Genomic DNA, 19,795 nt, shown 5'->3' with positions numbered 1-19,795 from the left:
AAAGAAAGAAGTACAAGATATTTTTTAAAATAATGAGATTAAGGGTTGCAAATCGCGTCATATCGTTCTTATAATGACGTCTCGTATATAGAATACGTGTTCAGTATATTGAACAAATAATGAATTATCAATAATTATTTATGACTTACTGTTTTATCCATTCTTATAAACACACCCTATATGACAAGGAGCGTCAACATGTCACACGCGCTGCAGTTATCAAATCCAGATTTACTCAAACAATCTTGCTTTATCAAAGACGGCTGGCATGCTGCTAGTGATGAAGCTGTGCTCGATGTAAACAACCCTTTTAATGGCGAGCTCATTGGTACTGTACCAAGCCTCACCACGGAAGATGTCAACGAAGCCGTTGCTTACGCTCATGATGTCCAAGCAGACTGGGCAGCAAAAACCGCCAAAGAGCGTGCAGAGTTATTGCAAAAGTGGGCTGATCTAATCGATGCCAATAAAGAAGATTTGGCCATCATTATGACCGCTGAGCAAGGTAAGCCACTGACTGAATCACGTGGTGAAGTAGGTTATGCCAACAGCTTTATCCGTTGGTTTGCTGAAGAAGGCAAGCGTGTCTATGGTGATGTAATTCCTGCTAATAGCACACAGCTACGTCATGTCGTTCTCAAGCAGCCAGTCGGTGTTTGTGCCGCTATCACGCCTTGGAACTTTCCAGCTGCGATGATCACGCGCAAAGTTGCTCCTGCACTAGCGGCAGGCTGTACGATTATCGTCAAACCTGCTACCGAGACACCGTATTCGGCATTGGCACTTGGCGTGTTGGCAGAGCAAGCGGGTATTCCAGCTGGCGTCATTCAGGTCGTCACTGGTAAGTCTTCTGTCATCGGCGACATCCTAACGGGTGATGCACGCATTCATAAGCTGTCATTCACAGGCTCTACAGAAGTAGGCCGTACGCTGATGGCACAATGCGCGCCGACTATTAAGAAGCTATCGTTAGAGTTGGGTGGCAATGCGCCATTTATCGTCTTTGATGATGCCGATCTAGAAAAAGCCGCTGCCGGTTTAATCGCTTCTAAATATCGTAACGCTGGTCAGACCTGTGTCTGCGCCAACCGTGTATACGTTCAAGACAGCATCAAAGATAAATTCTTAGATATCTTTGTCAAGAAAGTCGCTGAGCTAAAAGTGGGTAACGGTTTGGAAGAAGGCGTAGATATTGGCCCTCTAGTCAACAAAAAAGCATTAGATAAAGTCCAAGCTCTTTTAAAAGATGCTCTGGATAAAGGGGCGAAACTGGTCACTGGCGGTAGTATCAATGATGCTTCAGAACTGACTTATAACCCAACGGTTATCACCGATATTAGTAGTGATATGGATATCGCTTCTGAAGAAATTTTTGGACCAATTGCAACCATCTTTACTTTCAAAGACGAAGCAGAAGTTATCCGTGCTGCTAACGATACTATCTATGGCTTGGCCGCTTACTTCTATAGTAGCGACTATGCACGCTCATGGCGTGTTACTGAAGGGTTGGAGTACGGCATTATCGGTCATAATACTGGTCTAATTTCTACAGAAGTTGCCCCATTTGGCGGCGTGAAGCAATCTGGCTTTGGCCGTGAAGGTTCAAAATACGGTATCGAAGACTATATCACGACCAAATACTGGTGCTCTGATATCACCTAATAGCCATAACCTAATGAGTTGGTTTAATGGTTAGCAAAGTAACAATGAGCAAAGCATCAACTAGCGCAAATTTTTGGATATCTATGGTGTTTTGGGTCAAATAAACACCATGTGATATCTACTAAGTACAAAGATGAACATCAAATAAACCGCCAATCTTTAGATGGCACTTATGTTACGAACACAGAAAAGGACATTCCCATGACGACTACCAATCAATCATTACTTGAGCGCCGCAAAGCTGTTTTACCAACAGGACTTGGAGTTGCCTTTCCTATCTTTGCAGAAAAAGCAAAGAACTCAGAAATCTGGGACATCGAAGGCAAGCGCTATATCGACTTTGTCGGTGGTATCTCAGTATTGAACACGGGTCATAGCCATCCAAAAATAACCCAACGTGTCCATGAGCAGCTAGACAAATTTACACACACTGCGGCGCAAATGATTAACTACGAATGCTATGTGGATCTGGCTGAAAAGCTATGCGAAAAAGCGCCTATTAGCGGCGACACTAAAGCATTCTTTTTGACCACTGGCGCAGAAGCGGTTGAAAACTGCATCAAGATTGCTCGTGCTAAGACCCGTCGTCCAGGCGTGATTTCTTTTGTTGGCGGTTGGCATGGTCGTACCATGATGTGTATGAGCCTGACCGGCAAAGTATTGCCATACAAAAAGAACTTTGGCCCGATGCCTGGACCTGTGTTCCATGCGTTGTTCCCTGCAGAAGAGTTGAACGTAACAGAAGCGCAAGCACTGCACAGCCTTGACATGATCTTCCAAGCAGATATCGATCCTAGTGAAGTGGCAGCAATGATCATCGAGCCAGTCCAAGGCGAGGGTGGTTTCCATCAGGTCACGCCATCATTTGCCAAAGCGTTGCGCGAGATTTGTGATGAGCATGGCATCGTGCTTATTTTTGACGAAGTACAGTGTGGTTTCGCTAGAACCGGTACCTTGTTTGCAGGTGAGCAGCTAGGCGTTGAGCCTGATCTAATGACGACTGCCAAGAGCTTGGCGGGCGGCTATCCTATATCAGCAGTAGTTGGTCGTGCTGATATCATGGATGCGCCGCAAGTAGGCGGCTTGGGTGGTACTTATTCTGGGAACCCACTTGCTTGTGTTGCGGCACTTGCTGTTATGGAAGTTATCGAAGAAGAAAACTTACTTGAGCGTAGTGTGGTGATTGGTGATACCATCGCCGCGTTCTTAAAAGGCTTGAACCTAAGCAGTATCGGTCATATCCGTCATAAGGGCGCGATGTTAGCGTTTGAATTGATTGATAGCGAAGGCAAGCCTGATGCCGCCGCAGCTGCCAATCTAAAAGCAAAATCATTTGAGCAAGGCTTGCTACTAGCGTCTTGTGGTATGTATGGCAATGCCATTCGTGTGATGGTGCCACTGACGGTTGAAGATGAAGTGCTACAAGAAGGCCTTGATATCATCAAAGGTATTCTAACGGCATAAGCAATACTGAGTGTCATTTACTTTAGCGATGGAGCGCTTTTAACCAAGTACAGCTAGTTCAAGTACCGATATTGGTTAAAAGATTGTATGAAAGATAACGGCAAGGTTGCCCTTATGACACTCGCTTTGAGTGAGTTTTTTAACGGCGCCTTGCAAGTCAAGACGCCGTTTTTGTATTTGCTGTTTGAATACTATACCGACGGCAAATACAAGTTTTTCGGCGACGCGACAGACACAACAAACATGATGGGTATGATCCCATGAAACAAAAATAGTGTAGCTGTAACAGGTTCACACGGATGAAACACAGACAAGGAGTAGGTTATGTCTGAATTAAAAAAGTCGCTAGGGGTGTTCGATATCATTGCACTGGCATTCGGTGCAATGGTCGGTTGGGGCTGGGTTGTACTGGCAGGTAGTTGGATCATCTCGGCAGGTATATGGGGCGCAATTAGCGCCTTTTTGATAGGTGGTCTGGTAGTTGTATTGATTGGTGTAACGTATGCTGAACTTGCGGCCTCTATGCCAATTACTGGCGGTGAGCATACTTATACCCATCGAGCGTTAGGAGTTAATGTCTCCTTTATTTGCTCATGGAGTATCTTGTTTGGTTACTTCTCAGTTGTCGCGTTCGAGGCCGTGGCGCTGCCTACCGTCGTCGAATACATTATTCCCAATTATAGCCAAGGGTATCTTTGGAATGTTGCTGGCTGGGATGTTTACGCTACCTGGGTAGGCGTCGGGATGCTCGGCTCAGTGATTGTTACTTGGCTGAACATACGCGGTATGGAAGTCAGTGCGTGGTTTCAAAAAACAGCAGTCGTCGGTATCTTTCTAGTAGGTATATTACTGTTCGTAGGGGCGTTACTGTTCAGCCCTGAAACCTCTAATACCGTACAAGCGCCTAACTTTATTGGTGGTATGGGTGGCATCATGACGGTGATGGTAATGGTACCGTTCTTATTCGTTGGCTTCGATGTTATTCCTCAAGCCGCAGAGGAAATCAATCTATCTCGTCCGAACATTGGTAAGTTTTTGATTGTCTCTATTATTATTGCGGTGCTGTGGTATGTAGCAGTCGCTTGGAGTGTGGGCAAGACTCTACCGCTATTACAGGCGAAAGACTCAACATTGGCAACGGCTGATGCGATGACCAATGCTTGGAATGGTAAATGGGCAGGTACGTTGCTGGTTATTGGCGGTGTGCTAGGTATTTTATCGAGCTGGAATGCGTTTCTTATCGGTGGTAGTCGTCTGCTATATGCTATGGGTAAAACGCATATGTTGCCACAGTTTTTATGCAAACTGCATCCGAAATACAATACGCCCGTCAATGCAATTTTATTGATCGGTGGTCTAGCTACACTTGCGCCATTATTTGGTCGCAAAATGCTGGTATGGATTGTGGATGCTGGTGGGTTCGGTATCGTTATTGCTTATACTTGTGTGGCTCTGTCGTTCTTAGTGCTGCGTTACCGTGAGCCTGATATGGTACGTCCGTTTAGAGTACCAGCAGGTAAATTGGTTGGTATTATCACTATTATCCTCAGTCTTGGTATGTTAGCACTATATCTACCAGGTATGCCATCAGCACTTGTCGCTATTGAGTGGTGGATTTTCCTTGGCTGGATCGTACTTGGTGGGGTATTGTACGGTTATGCTACGATGAAGAATCCTGGTAAGAGTAAAGATATTATGGATCATGAGCTGCGTGAGCTAAAAACGGCTAACCAGCAATGGTTAAAAGAAAATCCATATAAAAAGTAGACTTACTTAAATTACCTTTGCATAAAAAAGCCTAACGTCAAACGTTAGGCTTTTTTTATTTAACTAAGGTTTTAATCTATTAAGACTTATCACGGATAAGTTTATAATTTAAGAACTCGGTGATGCCAAGGGTGCCAAGCTCACGGCCAAAGCCTGAACGTTTAACACCGCCAAATGGCGTATTGGCCTCAGAACCAGAAGGCGCATTGATAGTGACCATACCTACTTCTAGTTTGTCAGCAATTTCAGCCGCCAGTGCCGCATCTTGCGTTTGGATAGACGCACCCAGACCGAAAGGCACATCGTTGGCAATCTTGATAGCATGGTCGATATCATTTGCTTTATAGACGACTGCTACAGGACCAAACAGCTCTTCACGATATACATCCATGGATTCAGTTACATCTGTCAGTACCGCAGGCTTAAACCAAGCGCCAGGCTTGTCTTTGTCCATGCCGCCTTCTACTAATACTGTCGCACCTGCTTGGATAGCACTGTCTAACTGCGCTTGCAAGTTGACCGCAGCGGCTTTTGATGACATTGGGCCAATAAACGTATCTTCTTTAAGCGGGTCGGCCAAAGTCATGTTGCTGACCGCATCGGTAAAACCTTCGACGAATTTGTCGTAGACTGATTCGATGACGATCAAACGCTTGGCTGCGTTACAGGCTTGTCCAGTATTACCAAAACGACCAGAGATAGCGCCTTGTATCGCTTGCTCGATATCGGCATCTGCTGCAACGATAAAGGCATCTGAACCACCCAATTCTAAAACGACTTTTTTAAGTGCGCCGCCAGCTTCTTTCGCAACGGCTTGTCCAGCGCGTTCAGAACCCGTTAGCGAGACACCTTGTACGCGTGTGTCATTGATGATGGTCGCTGATTGCTCATTAGTCGCAAAGATATTGTTATAAACGCCTTCAGGTACGCCTGCATCTTTGAAAATATCGACGATGACTTCTGCGGTGTTTGGACACTGCGGTGCGTGCTTTAGAATAATTGTATTACCTGCCATAAAGTTTGGCGCGACAAAACGGGCTACTTGGTAATGTGGGTAGTTCCACGGCATGATACCTAGTAGCGCGCCTACAGGGCGCTTTTCTACCGACGCTGACCCTGAGTCTACATCAATAGTGCTTGGAGCTAGTAGCTGCTCAGCGTTGTCTGCATAGTAGCGGTAGATATCAGCAACCAGACCAATCTCGCCTTTCGCTTGGGCAACAGGTTTACCCATCTCATTTGCAACGATACGTGATAGCTCGTCTTGGCGCTCAAGATAGATATCAGCGATTTTATGCAGTAATGCACTGCGCTCATTTAATGGCACTTTACGCCAGTCTTGATAAGCGGTATCTGCTTGCTCAATGACTTGTTGGATATCTTGTTTAGTGGCGGTAGGGTAAGTGGCTTCTATTTCGCCAGTGGCTGGGTTATTAACTTGATAATCGCTCATATTATGTCCTTTATTTTAAAATATTATTGGGTTCAAAATCCATTTGGGTCTATATTTTTATGCGGGTGCTTTTAATTAAAGCTTTTGATTAATGCTTTTAGTTGTTGCCTTTGATGGATGGTTTTGGTTGCTGCTGCGTAATACAGTGAATATTACCGCCACCAAAAACAATCTCTCTTGTTCGTACTCCCACTACCTGATGCTGAGGAAAGACTTTTTCAAGCTGCTCGATGGCGAGTGCATCATTTATATCATCATATTGCGGTACGATGACCGCGTCATTACAAATCAAAAAATTGGCATATGAGGCGATACAAACATCACCCGTTAGGCGAGGTTTGGCATCGTCAGACTGTACAATGTCATAATCATCAGGCAAGGTCACTGGCTGCTGAGTGCAGCATAGCTTATGGACTGTTAGTCGTCTGCCTTTTGCATCAGTCATATTTGAGAGCTGCTTATAGGCTTTTTGCGTTGCTTCATAGAATGGATTTTCAGGGTCATCAGTGAATAAGCAAACCACTTCACCAGGGCGCGCAAAGCAGGCGATATCATCGATGTGACCTGTAGTCTCATCAGGGTCGATACCATCATCAACCCAGAGTACTTTTTGGACATTGAGATAGGCTTTTAGCTTGTCCTCGATTTGCTGTTCGTTCAGATGTGGATTGCGCCCTGGGCTTAGCAGGCACATACGCGTGGTCAAAACCGTGCCTTCACCATCAACATGAAACGCGCCGCCTTCCATGACAAAGTCATCCGTTCGATAACGCGGAATATCTAGATGCTCACATAAGCGTTCTGCGAGTTTATCATCGTCATCCCATGGCGAGTAGAGGCCATCATAGTCTCCGCCCCACGCATTGAATGTCCAATCACAAGCGCGTAGCTCGCCTGCGTCATTGATTAAAAATGTCGGAACGGTATCACGCGCCCACGCATCGTTGCTAGGCATAGAGATAACATCGATATCATCAGGTAAGCTATCGCGGCACTGTTGATAATCCTCAGGATTAACCAGTACGCCGACTTCACAAAACTTGTTAATTGCCAATGCAACATCAGCATAAGCCTTCTTGGCAGGGACCGCTTGTTGTCGCCAGTTATCAGCACGGTATGGCCAGACCATCCATACTTTTTGTATTGGCTCAAATTCTGCTGGCATATAAAAGCCATCCTGCTGCGGGGTTGAGTCTGTCAGTAATATAGACATAAAATCACCTTATCGTACACGAGCGACTATAAAAATAGTGAGAGTAAACTAAAGAGACGGAAATCAGGTTAACCGTGAGTGAGCAGTGTGCCATACATCGATGGACGACGGTCACGGAACACACCCCATTGCTGACGATCGATAGCCAGTTGATCTAAGTCAAAGGTAGTGCTAATCACTTCACTAGTATCTGCTGACGCTTCTTTTATGATGTCGCCGCGGCCGTCGGTAATGAACGAGCTACCATAAAACTGCATCGTGCTGTCATTGCCATTTTGGCTGATGGTTTCTGTGCCAATGCGATTGGCTGCAATAACTGGCATTAAGTTGGCGGCGGAATGGCCTTGCATACAGCGCTGCCAATGGCCTTTTGAGTCGATACCGAGTGTTGGCTCATCACCAATGGCAGTCGGGTAAAACAGCAACTCGGCACCCATCAATGCCATGCTACGGGCGCATTCAGGGAACCACTGATCCCAGCAGATACCGACACCAATCTTAGCGTATTTGGTTTGCCAAACCTTAAATCCTGTATCACCAGGGGTAAAATAGAACTTTTCCGCATAAGGAATACCATCTGGTATGTGCGTTTTGCGATAAGTGCCCAGTATCTCGCCATCGGTATCGATCACAGTGATGCTATTAAAGAAAGTATTGCCTGATTTTTCATAAAAGCTAATTGGCAATACCACTTCTAACTCTTTTGCCAGATTTTTGAAGTGATTGATAGCTGCATTGTCTTCGACTGAAGTTGCCAGTTTAAAATAATCAAAGTCATGAACTTGGCAAAAGTAGGGCGTCTCAAACAATTCTTGTAGCAAGATAATATTGGCACCCTCGTTGGCCGCTTTTTTGACCAAGTCAGTCGCGGTCGCAATGTTTTGCTGGATGTCCCAGCCGCATGTCATTTGCGTGGTCGCCACAGTAACGTTTCGCATGATCTCAATCCTTTTATTGATAGATAAGTAATACTATAGGTAGATGATGATTCGTATTTGCTAACGAACAATTTCTCATCATTCGTTAGTGTATAGCGACAATAGTTAAGTCCATATTGGTTAAGCTTTATAGGCTTAAGCCATCATATAGCCCAATCCTAAGAAGGTCACGACGGACAGTCCTGCACCTAACATCGCATACGGGAACTGGGTAAAGGCATGCTGCATGGGTGAGCAGCCAGCACCTTGCGCGGCAAGTAATGAGGAATCACTAAAGAAACACGCATGACTACCGAATGATGAGGCTGATAACAATGCGCCAATCATAAGTGGTGTGCTCACGCCAAGGGCGAGCGATATTGGGAACACGATAGGCATCGCCAACACGTACAGACCCCAGCTTGATGAAGTGGCAAAGGTCAAGAAGGCCATGACCGCAAATATAACCGCAGGGAAGATAATAATGGTCATATAAGGCGTGATAGCTTCAATCACATACATGGTCATACCAAGCTCATCGTTGATTGCTTTTAAGAAAAAGCCACCAATAACGGTTGAGAGGGGATAGAGCATGACTTTAAAGCCTTTAAAAATGGCTTCAACTTGTGTTTCAAAGCTTAAGATACCTTGCATCCAGTAGACAACGACCGTCACAAAACAGGTCAATAGGGCCCCGCGTAACAAATCGATTTCAAAGTAAACGGTTGAGACAATCAATAGAATCATCGGAAAAGCAAAGTTAGCGATATTGGCTTTGAATGACAGCTTGCGCTTGGCTTTGACGTTTGAAATCAGTTGCTCTTCAACAAATGCTTCAGGAACAGGGTTGCCAGCCTTGGCGCGTTTCTCTGCTTTTTTCATCGGTCCCCAATCGCCCAATATGCCATAAGCAACTAAGAATACAATAAGTAAGGCAAACCAAGCATAGGCCATATAAGGAATAGCGCTGATATAAAGTCCAATGCCTTCGCCATCTGCTGCTACGCCGTTTTCTTCTAGCAGACCTGCAAAGTAAACGGCCCACGTAGAAATCGGCACGATGATACACATAGGAGCGGCGGTCGAATCGACGATATAGGCGAGCTTTTCACGAGAGACGTTATAGACGTCGGTGAGTTTTTTGACGGAAGTTGATACGGCCAAGCAGTTTAAATAATCATCGATAAAGACCACAACACCCAAAGCAAAAGTGGCCAATAACGATTGACGACGCGACTTGATGATTTTTTGTAGCCATTCACTAAAACCATCTAGGCAGCCACTGATTTCAAGAAGCTGGATTAACCCGCCCATCAGACCACAGACGAGGACAATCCAAATAATAGTCTCGTTGCCCAAGACCATCGACATATTGTCTGCAAAGGGCGAAACCAAATCAAAGGGGTTGAGCATCACAAGGCCAGCGACGCAGCCTGCAATCATGGATTCAAACGGTCGCCTAGAGACAATGGCGGTGACTAATACTAATAATGTGGGTAATAAAGATAAAGCACCCCAAGATTCATCTGGACCACGGCTCATGGATAGCCAAGCAAAGGCCAGATAGATGACGACGGCTACTATTACGGTGAGAAAGACTCGCTTGTTATGATAGTGCCCTTCGACAGCATCATTGAGTTTCATGTTCATACTTGCGCTCCCTGTAGAACCTCATTTTTTAAAACAAACTCTATTCGGTGGTTGATGCTCGACAGCCAGTAGCGAATCAACTTTCTATCGAGCTTCCTATCACAGCAATCCATTACTGTGATAGGTCAAGGCAACAGTAGTTTTTATGATAAAAGCGTTGTCTATGTCGACCGCTTTTATGCACGGTTAGTCATATATTTACAGGCCAGTGGTGTCTTTTAGTGCATACCACCACGAGCCTATGACTGAGTAAGGGACTCGTAGAGCCCTGCCACCTGGGAATGGAATCCAAGGTATCTGTGCAAAGGTGTCAAATTCTTTGGTTTTGCCATTGATGGCATCAGCCAAGATTTGCCCGAACAGATGAGAGCCTGTTACGCCGTGTCCACTATAGCCGTGGGCGAAATATACGCGCTCATGTAGCTTGCCCATTTGCGGTACACGAGAGAAGGACAGGGCAAAGTTACCACTCCACGCGTAGTCGATTTTCACATCGCGCAGCTCTGGGAAAATCTTATTCATATTGGGTCTGATTTTGGCCGTGATATCAGCAGGATCTTGACCGCCATACACCGTACCGCCGCCGAACAACATGCGTTTGTCTGCTGAGAGACGATAGTAATCAAGAATGTAGCGCACATCTTCGACACAGACATCAGTAGGGAGCAGTTGATCGGCTAAATCACCCAATGGCTCGGTCGCGATAATCTGCGTTGATACTGGCATTACGCGATCAGTCAGCTTAGGAATGACTTTATTGAGATAAGCGTTACCGCATAGAACGGCTTGCTTACAAGTCACCGTGCCAAACTCAGTAATGACTTTAATAGAGTCATCAGCGTATTCAATATCTACGACTAAGGTGTTTTCATAAATCGTGCCACCATTTTTTTCGATAGCCGCTGCTTCACCTAATGCAAGGTTTAATGGGTGGAAATGTCCACCTGAATGGTCGATGACGCCGCCCACATAAGCATCTGACTTGATATGCTCTTGAATGCCATTTTTGTCTAGCATCTCTCGGTCGTGCATACCGTGGCTTTCCCACAGTGCATGCGTTTCTTGCAAATCTTTTAGCTGTCCGTTATTCAATGCTGCAAAGATGTTTTTTTCTTTCAGATCGCAGCTGATATCGTAGTCGCTGACAAACCGGCGAATAATTTTGCCACCGCGAGTCACTAATTGACCGACGAAATCTGCGCTTTGCTGACCATAAGATTTTTTGATTTTTTGCAGGCTGGCATTTAGACCGTTGACGATTTGACCACCGTTACGACCTGATGCACCCCAACCAATCTGTGCGCCTTCAAGCACAACGACTTCATGATCTGTTTCGATAAGGTGTAGGGCAGTCGATAGGCCGCTATAACCGCCACCGACCACGCAGATTTCTACCTGAATATCGTTTTTAAGCGTTGGTCTGTCAGGCTTATGGTTGCGACTGGCTGCATAATAGCTATCAGGGTATTGACCCTTATCCGAGTAATGCGGGATATTGCGCATGTTGTTAGAAGATGGGTTTTGGTTCGTTGCCATATTGCTACTTTGGTTGCTATTTGGGCTGCTATTTGACATATCAAACATCCTGTAAATAGGTGAGGTATTCAAGGTTGGTCACTTGCTGAGCAAAGCGTTTGGCCTCTTGCTTTTTGACTGCAATCAATAGCTCAATCATTTCGCTTGGGAATAGTGAGTCAACCACATCGCTGCTCTCAAATTGACGAATGGCTGAGAGCCAATCCAACGGTAAGGTTTTTAGTTCTGCTGCATCATAAGTAATGCTGTTAATCGGCTCAGGTGCTTCAAGCTTGTTTTCGATACCATACAGCATACCCGCCAGTACTGCGCTACAAACGAGATAAGGGTTGGCATCTGCGCCAGATACACGGTGTTCGATACGGCGTGCTCTGGTGTCACCGCCAGGGATACGTACAGCTGCGGTGCGGTTCTCATAACCCCACGATACGTTGTTTGGGGCCAATGTACCGGGGGTAAAGCGGCGGTAAGAGTTGACATGCGGTGCAAACAATAAGGTGCAATCTGACATGGTCTTTAGTAGGCCAGCCACTGCATGACGCAACATATCTGAGCCTTCATCTGATCCATCATCGAATACGTTGTTACCATCTTTATCTAATAAGCTGCAATGCACATGAAAGCCATTACCAGACTGTAGGCCAAAAGGTTTTGCCATAAAGGTCGCGGTAAGCTTACGACGAGCTGCCACGGCTTTGACCACTTGTTTAAACAAAATCGCGTCGTCAGCGGCTTTTAATGGGTCATCTACGTGTAATAAATTGATTTCAAACTGACCACAACCGTTTTCCGCTAGTGCCGCATCCACAGGGATATCGAGCTTTTCACACTGCTCGTAGACTTCATCTAAAAATTCATCGAATTGCAATAGATCATTGATACTCAAGATGGATGTTTTATTCAGTCTTAGGCCGCTCTTAGGACGGATAGGCGGCTTGGGTGTCTCTCCCTCGGTATAGTCAACCAAATAAAACTCTAGTTCGGTTGCCATCACTGGAGTCAGTCCCAGTGCTTTGAACTTTTTGCTGATGTAGTCCAAAACGTGGCGGGCATCACCGTAGTAAGGCTCATTGTCTTCGGTATATAACCAGATAGGTAGTAGCGATGAAGGGGCACTGGTATTGAGAAGCGGATAAGCAGCACGACCAGTTGGACGGGCAATGGCATCGATATCACCATTGCACTGCGAAGACTCGATGACATCAGCGCCCCATATATCGACACCTAAGATTGACAGAGGTAATCGGATTGCACCGTTTTCTGCTTTTTCCATTTGATCAAAAGGGATGCGCTTACCACGAAGTAAGCCATTGATATCTCCTGCGGCAACATAGACGTACTCTGTGCTGTTTGCAGATTTGACCATTCCATTGGTTGTCATCATGTCTGTTCTTCCTATGAATTTGTAGAATTACTGGGTTTGTTACTGCTACTACGTTTTGGCTGTGGTGTCTAAATTCTCTGCTAGTGGCATTTATAACGAACACTTAATAAATAAGTATTTGATAAATGATGGGTTGAATAAGGAGTGTTTTTATTACGGCTAAATTTTTTATCAATGATATTAGTGACTTATAGGCTGTGCTCTTAGGCGTTTTTATTCAGTCTAAAAGTTAAATTATGTTGGTTATCATTGCTGCTGACTTTTAATATATGGATGAAAACTATAATTGTCAATTTTTATTTAAAATTATCTTAAAATAACTCGAATTCGGGTTTTTAGTACAAATACCGATATTAATGAAGTTTATAGTTTACATTTTGCGAGGCGTTGTGTTAAATTTTAGCTAAATAAGGGATTAGACAACATAGACAGCCTAGGTCTAGTTGTTATAACGAGGGAAAATGATATGAAAAATTCCAGACCTATTATTGCTATTGTGTCTTGTCATAAGATGGTTGACGGACAGCCAGCACAGGCGGTATATCAAAAATATATCGATGCAGTAAACTTTTATGGTGGCAATCCTATATTGCTGCCAAACACAGCTGCCGATAGCGAAAACTTCGATGCGCTGCTCGAAATAGCAGATGGAATTTTATTGACTGGTAGTTATAGCAACGTCGCTCCAAATCGATATGGCGCGACGCATACCGAAGCCAAACAAGATCTAGGCCGTGATGAGCTGAGCTTCAAGTTATTGGCTTATGCAGACGAAAAAAACATTCCGCTGTTTGCAGTGTGTCGAGGCTTGCAAGAGATGAATGTTCATTTTGGTGGCACGCTATATCCTGATTGGCGTGATATCGATGGGTTTTATGAGCAGCATTTAGAAGACAATACCCAGCCGCTTGAGGTGCAGTATCAGCCCATACATGATGTCATCATTCAACCTCAAGGAAGGCTGGCAGCATTTGGTGAAAAGTGGCACGTCAACTCTTTGCACAAACAAGCCATCAATAAAGTAGGCGAGCGTTTATTCGTCGAAGCGTTAGCGCCTGATGGTCTGGTGGAGGCTATCAGCTTGTTACAACATCCATTTATGATTGGTGTACAATGGCATCCTGAGTTAAATTATGCGCAAGATAGCTTGTCCAAATTTCTATTCACGGAATTTATTCACCATGCCAGAGAACCACAAACCGAATAGCACGACTAAAAGTAAGGCAGAAACTGCTGTCACTGATAGTGATAACATTGAGAACGATGTTGATAATGTCGATGACGAAGATGTAGCTGATGTTGATATTGAAAGAGATGATATCGATGATGACGAATTGAATGATTCTGAAACAGCGTCGACTTCTGAAGCAGATGAATCATTGAAAGAAGACATTGGCAAAAAGATTAACCAGCTGCGTCTAGCCAAAGGTTATTCGCAACGTAAATTGGCAAAACTGTCAGGGTTGACGAACACGTCTATCAGCTCGATTGAGCGCAATAAGGTCAGTCCAGCGGTCAATACGTTAAAGGCAATTTTGACAGTATTGGGTTCTGATCTGACCACGTTCTTTAGTGACGAGTGGAAAGAGCCAAAGGCTAGAGTGATTGTAACGCCAAAGGATCTATTAGAGCTTAATGAACCCAATAGCAAAGTATCGCTAAAGCAGGTATATAACTGCAGCAGGACAAGAAACTTGGGGTTCTTAATAGAGACCTATCAGCCAAATAGCTCAACAGAAGAAAAGATCGCTCACGAAGGTGAGGAGATTGGTACGGTCATCGAGGGTAAGATTATTATACGTATCGAAGACAGTACCTATTTGTTAAATCAAGGTGATAGCTATGTGATTGATACCATTCAGCCGCATACTTTTATTAATCCTACCGATAGCATCACCCGTATCGTAAGTGCCCATACACCGACGACTTATTAAACCTAAGCTAAATTTCGTTAGTTTCTATATTGCCCAGTAACGATTGAACAAAAAAGGCTACTTCTATTTTAGAAGTAGCCTTTTTTTGATTATAAAATTACCTATCGAATAAAATGCTTAGCCTACGGCTGTTGATTGTCTTCTGCTGTTTCTGTCGTATCTACCGTATCGACATTATCTGCTGTCTTCGATTTTTCTTTGGTTAGCTTGATTTTCGGATTTTTAGCAACAGGCTCGATATTTTTCACAGCGACATTCAGGGCAGGTTTAGATGCTTTTTTTAGACTGCGTTTGATGCGTTGAACTGCGATAGCATCTGCTTCGGCTTGTTCTTCGGCAAGCGCCGCATCATGTAAGCTTTGATATACTTCAAGCGTCTTTTCAATCATCTCACGCATGGTAAATTTGTTGGTCATTTCAGGACGCGTCACACTTTCTAGCTGATTTCTAACCGCTTTACAAAGCGCATTGGCATTGTACTTTTTTACCAGGCCTTGCGGGTAGAGTGGTTGTAAAATCTCGCTAAAGGCGGCTTGATCCCAACCAATAACTGGTGTACCTAGATGTATGGCTTGTAGGGCATTGATACCGATTGACTCGGGTTCATTGGCAAGTGCCATCACAATATTGGCCGCCGATAGCCATTCCCGCATATCATTACGCTTGCTACCCACATAGGTAATGCGTTCAGCCAGTCCCAAGCTATTGGTACGTTGGCGAAAATCTTCATGAGCGACATCGCCGTCTTTATAGTCTTCATCCATAATAATGACGTGAATATTTGGGAATTGCTCTTGCAGGTTACCCAAGATATCTATTAGCCACTCTTGCCCATACTCGTTACCGATGACGGTTGGGAATACGAGCCATTTTTTGTGCTCAAGTTCAGGGTACTCGGCAAAGGTATGACGTAACCAATAGACCGACGGGTTGTGACGATAAGGGTAGCGCCGAGTATCGATACCACGATAGATACGCGTGATGACTTTGGGATCTACGTCTTCAATGCGCAGTCCTTTTTTTAAGTATTGAGTGACACTATCAGATACGGTGATTATCGTATCAACATTGAGTAGGGCTTGAGAGTATTTATTGATTGGATAAAAACCATACATGGTCGAGACCAGTTTTGGAAAGCGCCTGACGCGAGCGCGGCGCAATGCTAAATGCAATATCCATGCAGGAGTGCGAGAGTGCACATGAATGACATCAGGTTCGTACTTTTCTATCAAATGCCGTAGTGCAGAGACTTGCAATAGCGATAGCCAAGACTTTTTATTCACATGTAGCTGATGGTAAATATTGCCATCGCGTTTGAGACGTCTGACCAAGTCATTGTCTTCATCGGCACTAGAGACAATGATAGAGGTATGCTCATTTTTGACCAATGCTCGCCCAAGATGAAAAATGCCGCGCTCGGATTCATCATGCTTTAGAGACGACAGTAAGCGCATAACTTTCATAATAGCGTTGGTCACCGGTTAGTAATATCAATCTGCTATTGTCAGTTAAAAGCGATTAAAACTCAACCATCAAGATAAAAAGATGAGGTTAGATAGGTGGTTTTTAGACTATATAAGCGTAAGACGTGGATTAATAAACACCAAAAGCCGTTAGCGTCGTTTTTGTAAGTGCTCAGCATTGGGCAGTACTTGTTTTTCACTCAAGTATTTCCAGTAGCGCTGCGGGAGATATTGCTTATGTAGCTTAGGGTTTTTGCGCTCTTTGATATTGACGTTGGTAAAGTAACCTTGCCAGAACTTTTGATAGCGCTGCTCATCAGGACTATGGATGCTGGCAGGATTGCGTAGTACCGCATCATCAAGATCAGTAATGGTTTGCAGCTTTGCTGGACGTGATGGCGTACTATTACTTTTATCATAATAGATGCCGTAGCCCCGAGTAAGATCATAGATTGCCCAGTGCTGATCCTGATAGCGCTGCCGAAAATGCTCTCCGATGAGTGGCAGTACATTAAAATCAGGCTCTACACGTGCAAAATAAATATCATCGGTTGTATGCTCAAAACGTACAAACGCCTCCATACGATGTTTTTCGCGCCCAACAGATTTGACTGTCTGCACCAGCTCAAGCACGTCCAAATTACCCAAATCCTGCATGATTTGACGATTGAGGTAATCAATGGCGTATTTGACCACACGAAATAATGTCGTACCGATATCGTCCTTCTCAGATAAGAACCCCCACAAGATATTTCGCATACCTGAGCGACCCAGTAATGTATTTAATTTAACCAACACCCGCTCGGCCTTATCCTCATCGGTTGCCACGCTAGTCGCCTGAGCGATGAGTGAGGGTACATAGCAATCTTGCGCGGTTAGTTTCAGTGACATATCGTTTTGTAGACGATTGGCATAGACATAAAACACCGCACTCAGCCAACCTTCAAAGCTAGGCTCATACAGTACAATGCTAGGCGTCAATTGACCGACAGCGTAAGAGTCATTTTGCATAAGTGCTGACATGTTTTATCCTACATTTCTATCATGAATACAGTAGCGAGATAGCAGGTTTTTTAACACATGCTATCTAGAGCCATTCTAAAATAAAGCCAACTGCCCAGTACGTTGATCGTTAAACTTGGTCTGCGTTTGAGCCAATACATACTGACGGAAATTATCGCGCGTTAAATGTGCAAGGTGTTCGTTTTTGCCAGTGGTCGCGATGAAGTATTTAGCACGGTTGACTGCAGCACCCATCTTTTTTAGATGGTATAGCGTTAATTGATTGAACTTACGTGCTTTGACGATTTTTTTGGCAGTCTTTGTACCGATACCTGGGATACGCACGATCATCTCATAAGTCGCTGTCTGAATATTGACTGGAAAATGCTCACGATGGCGTATTGCCCAAGCCAGTTTTGGATCGCAGTCTAAATCTAAAAATGGCGATTCTGGCTCCACAATCTCATGCGCACCAAAACCATAAAAACGCATTAACCAATCTGCTTGATACAGCCGATTCTCCCGCGCCATCGGCACAGGCGTTCCAATCGCAGGCAAGCGATTATCAGAGAGCATAGGTACATAACCTGAGTAATAGACCCGCTTGAGGTCATACGTTTTGTAGAAGTGACTCGATAGCTGAATCACCTGCAAGTCAGTCTCGTTACTCGCACCGACAATCATTTGACTAGTCTGACCTGCTGGCGTGAACTTAGGCGCTTTCTTATGAGTCTTACGGCTTTCACGGATGGTGATAATTTCTTCTTTTACCGTTTCCATCGGTGCTTTTAATTGGTCATGTGATTTCTCTGGCGCAAGCAAAGCCAACCCTGATTTGGTCGGAATCTCGATATTGACGCTCAAACGATCCGCATATAATCCTGCTTCTAGCAGCAGCTCTTTTGACGCACCTGGTATGGTCTTTAGATGGATGTAACCATTAAAGCGTTCGCGCGTACGCAAGAGCTTAGCGACTTCGACCAGTCGCTCCATCGTATAGTCACCACTTTTAAAGATACCAGAGCTAAGAAATAACCCTTCGATATAGTTACGGCGATAAAACTGCATGGTTAAGTCGACGACTTCTTCGACACTGAACGCGGCGCGCGGGGTGTCATTGCTTTTACGTGAGGTGCAATAAGCACAGTCGTAAATGCAGTGATTGGTCAAAAGAATCTTTAACAAGCTGACACAGCGCCCATCTTCGGTATAACTGTGACAAATACCCGTTGCTGAGGCATCGCCTAATCCACCGCCTTGGTTTTTACGAGTACCAGCGGAGGATGAGCAGGAGACATCATACTTGGCAGCATCAGCCAAAATATTGAGTTTGCCCTGTAATCTTTCATAATTGATGTTTGCCATAAGTCGCGTTTTACCAATTAATTGATGAAGGACTATTTTACCAAAATTATCGCTAAGTCATTGTATTAATAGGATAATTCTCAAAACAACACGACAAATAGTGTCGTATGATTCGTATCTGATATAGTAAACAGTAGTTTGAGGTTTATTTAAAGGCTAAACTCTGTGGCTTAATATATTCACTTTTTAAGGGTAAATATAGATTTTTTCAAACATTCCATAAAAGGGTCTTTTAGAGGGATTTTATGCTCAAAAAATTTAAAGAAAAATCAGCGTCTCAAAAGTTCGATACGTTTCTAAATGTCTCGTTTATATCTTTTTTCATTGCACTCAATTTTTTGGAATGGCAGGGTAGAGATTTTCCGCAGGAGTCGGAGCTACAATACAGTGAAGGCATTATCACTGATACGGGATTTAGTATAGCCTTGCAATCTATCGAAAATCCTAAACAAATAACGCTTTACGGCTGTAGCTATAATGTATTTGGCTTTATTAATACTGGGTCATGTATGGGTCCTACATACCTTGAACCTAGGCTTGGCAAGTACGCAAGAGTTGGTTGGTACTATCAGCCCAATTTTTTAGGCGTATCGAATAATTTACCGCAATTAGTCAGCTTAGACATTAGAGGATCAGAGGAGGATCTGCAAATAACTTACGAAGATACCAAAAACCTAATGTTCGATCAAAACATGATAGGAGTGCTCACTACGTCAATCTTTGGTTTTGGTTTTATCTTTTTTATGACAAAACTTAATAATCTAATCAATCGGCCTATTCTGTATAAAGAAAAATGATCTTCTCTAAAAGCTCAGCTATTTCTGCCACTGCATCAAGCATTTATATCCTAAGCTTAAAGCAGTGCTTTACCACACTCAAAACCAAGCCGCCGACACAAAAAAGGTCTTGCTGACTAGATAGCTAGTCCACAAGACCTTTTACATATACTGGTATCTATTCAATAATAATACGCTATAACCTAGTT

At 44.1% G+C, this 19,795-nt stretch carries 16 protein-coding genes; 7 read left to right on the top strand and 9 right to left on the bottom strand.

Features of this window, described 5'->3' with window-relative positions; all coding sequences use genetic code 11:
* Positions 1 to 198 precede the first annotated feature (198 nt).
* The 4 genes from ACHEVO_RS02035 (at position 199) to ACHEVO_RS02020 (ending at position 4,893) form a co-directional block, all read left to right on the top strand.
* Positions 199 to 1,662 (top strand): NAD-dependent succinate-semialdehyde dehydrogenase, encoded by a 1,464-nt coding sequence (locus ACHEVO_RS02035; protein ID WP_394123723.1) that lies wholly within the window; start codon positions 199 to 201, stop codon positions 1,660 to 1,662.
* A 201-nt stretch (positions 1,663 to 1,863) separates the two neighbouring features.
* Positions 1,864 to 3,126 carry a 4-aminobutyrate--2-oxoglutarate transaminase gene (gene gabT / locus ACHEVO_RS02030; protein WP_394123722.1) on the top strand — a complete coding sequence of 421 codons (1,263 nt, stop codon included), beginning with the start codon at positions 1,864 to 1,866 and terminating at the stop codon, positions 3,124 to 3,126.
* Positions 3,127 to 3,240: 114 nt separating this feature from the next.
* The gene (locus tag ACHEVO_RS02025; protein WP_394123721.1) at positions 3,241 to 3,390 is read left to right on the top strand and encodes a hypothetical protein; all 150 of its coding nucleotides are present in this window, start codon (positions 3,241 to 3,243) and stop codon (positions 3,388 to 3,390) included.
* A 60-nt stretch (positions 3,391 to 3,450) separates the two neighbouring features.
* Positions 3,451 to 4,893, top strand: a complete 1,443-nt coding sequence (locus ACHEVO_RS02020) for an APC family permease (protein ID WP_191113860.1) — start codon at positions 3,451 to 3,453, stop codon at positions 4,891 to 4,893.
* A gap of 79 nt (positions 4,894 to 4,972) precedes the next feature.
* Here ACHEVO_RS02020 and ACHEVO_RS02015 read toward each other — a convergent pair whose 3' ends face one another.
* From ACHEVO_RS02015 to ACHEVO_RS01990, 6 genes are all read right to left on the bottom strand, one after another.
* Complete coding sequence (locus ACHEVO_RS02015) at positions 4,973 to 6,346, bottom strand: NAD-dependent succinate-semialdehyde dehydrogenase (protein WP_394123720.1); 1,374 nt, start codon at positions 6,344 to 6,346, stop codon at positions 4,973 to 4,975.
* 97 nt (positions 6,347 to 6,443) lie between these two features.
* On the bottom strand, positions 6,444 to 7,559 hold the full coding sequence (gene aguA, locus ACHEVO_RS02010; protein ID WP_394123719.1) for an agmatine deiminase: 1,116 nt from the start codon (positions 7,557 to 7,559) through the stop codon (positions 6,444 to 6,446).
* Between the two features lie 68 nt (positions 7,560 to 7,627).
* Complete coding sequence (aguB, locus tag ACHEVO_RS02005; RefSeq protein WP_449301490.1) at positions 7,628 to 8,497, bottom strand: N-carbamoylputrescine amidase; 870 nt, start codon at positions 8,495 to 8,497, stop codon at positions 7,628 to 7,630.
* A 135-nt stretch (positions 8,498 to 8,632) separates the two neighbouring features.
* Positions 8,633 to 10,126 (bottom strand): Na+/H+ antiporter NhaC family protein, encoded by a 1,494-nt coding sequence (locus ACHEVO_RS02000; RefSeq protein ID WP_101205679.1) that lies wholly within the window; start codon positions 10,124 to 10,126, stop codon positions 8,633 to 8,635.
* A gap of 198 nt (positions 10,127 to 10,324) precedes the next feature.
* Positions 10,325 to 11,701: an NAD(P)/FAD-dependent oxidoreductase gene (locus ACHEVO_RS01995; RefSeq protein ID WP_394123718.1), complete on the bottom strand. Its 1,377-nt coding sequence runs from the start codon at positions 11,699 to 11,701 to the stop codon at positions 10,325 to 10,327.
* Position 11,702: 1 nt separating this feature from the next.
* Positions 11,703 to 13,046: a glutamine synthetase family protein gene (locus ACHEVO_RS01990; protein ID WP_179799245.1), complete on the bottom strand. Its 1,344-nt coding sequence runs from the start codon at positions 13,044 to 13,046 to the stop codon at positions 11,703 to 11,705.
* Between the two features lie 466 nt (positions 13,047 to 13,512).
* On the opposite strand from ACHEVO_RS01990, the gene ACHEVO_RS01985 reads away from it, so the two are divergent.
* Both ACHEVO_RS01985 and ACHEVO_RS01980 read left to right on the top strand, forming a co-directional pair.
* On the top strand, positions 13,513 to 14,253 hold the full coding sequence (locus tag ACHEVO_RS01985; RefSeq protein ID WP_394123717.1) for a gamma-glutamyl-gamma-aminobutyrate hydrolase family protein: 741 nt from the start codon (positions 13,513 to 13,515) through the stop codon (positions 14,251 to 14,253).
* A complete protein-coding gene (locus tag ACHEVO_RS01980; RefSeq protein ID WP_394123716.1) occupies positions 14,228 to 14,980 on the top strand; it encodes a cupin domain-containing protein in 753 nt (250 codons plus the stop codon). The genes ACHEVO_RS01985 and ACHEVO_RS01980 overlap by 26 nt, the downstream gene beginning before the upstream one ends.
* Positions 14,981 to 15,102: 122 nt before the next feature.
* Here the strand turns inward: ACHEVO_RS01980 and ACHEVO_RS01975 are convergent, their stop codons facing one another.
* The 3 genes from ACHEVO_RS01975 to ACHEVO_RS01965 all read right to left on the bottom strand — a co-directional run bounded on the left by ACHEVO_RS01975 (position 15,103) and on the right by ACHEVO_RS01965 (position 18,810).
* Positions 15,103 to 16,443, bottom strand: coding sequence for a glycosyltransferase family 4 protein (locus tag ACHEVO_RS01975; RefSeq protein ID WP_394123914.1), 1,341 nt, complete (start codon positions 16,441 to 16,443; stop codon positions 15,103 to 15,105).
* A gap of 150 nt (positions 16,444 to 16,593) precedes the next feature.
* The gene (locus tag ACHEVO_RS01970) at positions 16,594 to 17,466 is read right to left on the bottom strand and encodes a TIGR03915 family putative DNA repair protein (RefSeq protein WP_394123715.1); all 873 of its coding nucleotides are present in this window, start codon (positions 17,464 to 17,466) and stop codon (positions 16,594 to 16,596) included.
* 75 nt (positions 17,467 to 17,541) lie between these two features.
* Positions 17,542 to 18,810 carry a putative DNA modification/repair radical SAM protein gene (locus tag ACHEVO_RS01965; protein ID WP_394123714.1) on the bottom strand — a complete coding sequence of 423 codons (1,269 nt, stop codon included), beginning with the start codon at positions 18,808 to 18,810 and terminating at the stop codon, positions 17,542 to 17,544.
* Positions 18,811 to 19,055: 245 nt separating this feature from the next.
* Here ACHEVO_RS01965 and ACHEVO_RS01960 point away from each other — a divergent pair, with 245 nt between their 5' ends.
* Positions 19,056 to 19,607 (top strand): hypothetical protein, encoded by a 552-nt coding sequence (locus tag ACHEVO_RS01960; RefSeq protein ID WP_394123713.1) that lies wholly within the window; start codon positions 19,056 to 19,058, stop codon positions 19,605 to 19,607.
* Positions 19,608 to 19,795: the final 188 nt, after the last annotated feature.

Source organism: Psychrobacter nivimaris (assembly GCF_043419765.1).
Taxonomy (GTDB): Bacteria; Pseudomonadota; Gammaproteobacteria; order Pseudomonadales; family Moraxellaceae; genus Psychrobacter.
Note: the sequence above shows the minus strand (reverse complement) of the source record. Positions and strands in the feature narration are given on the sequence as shown.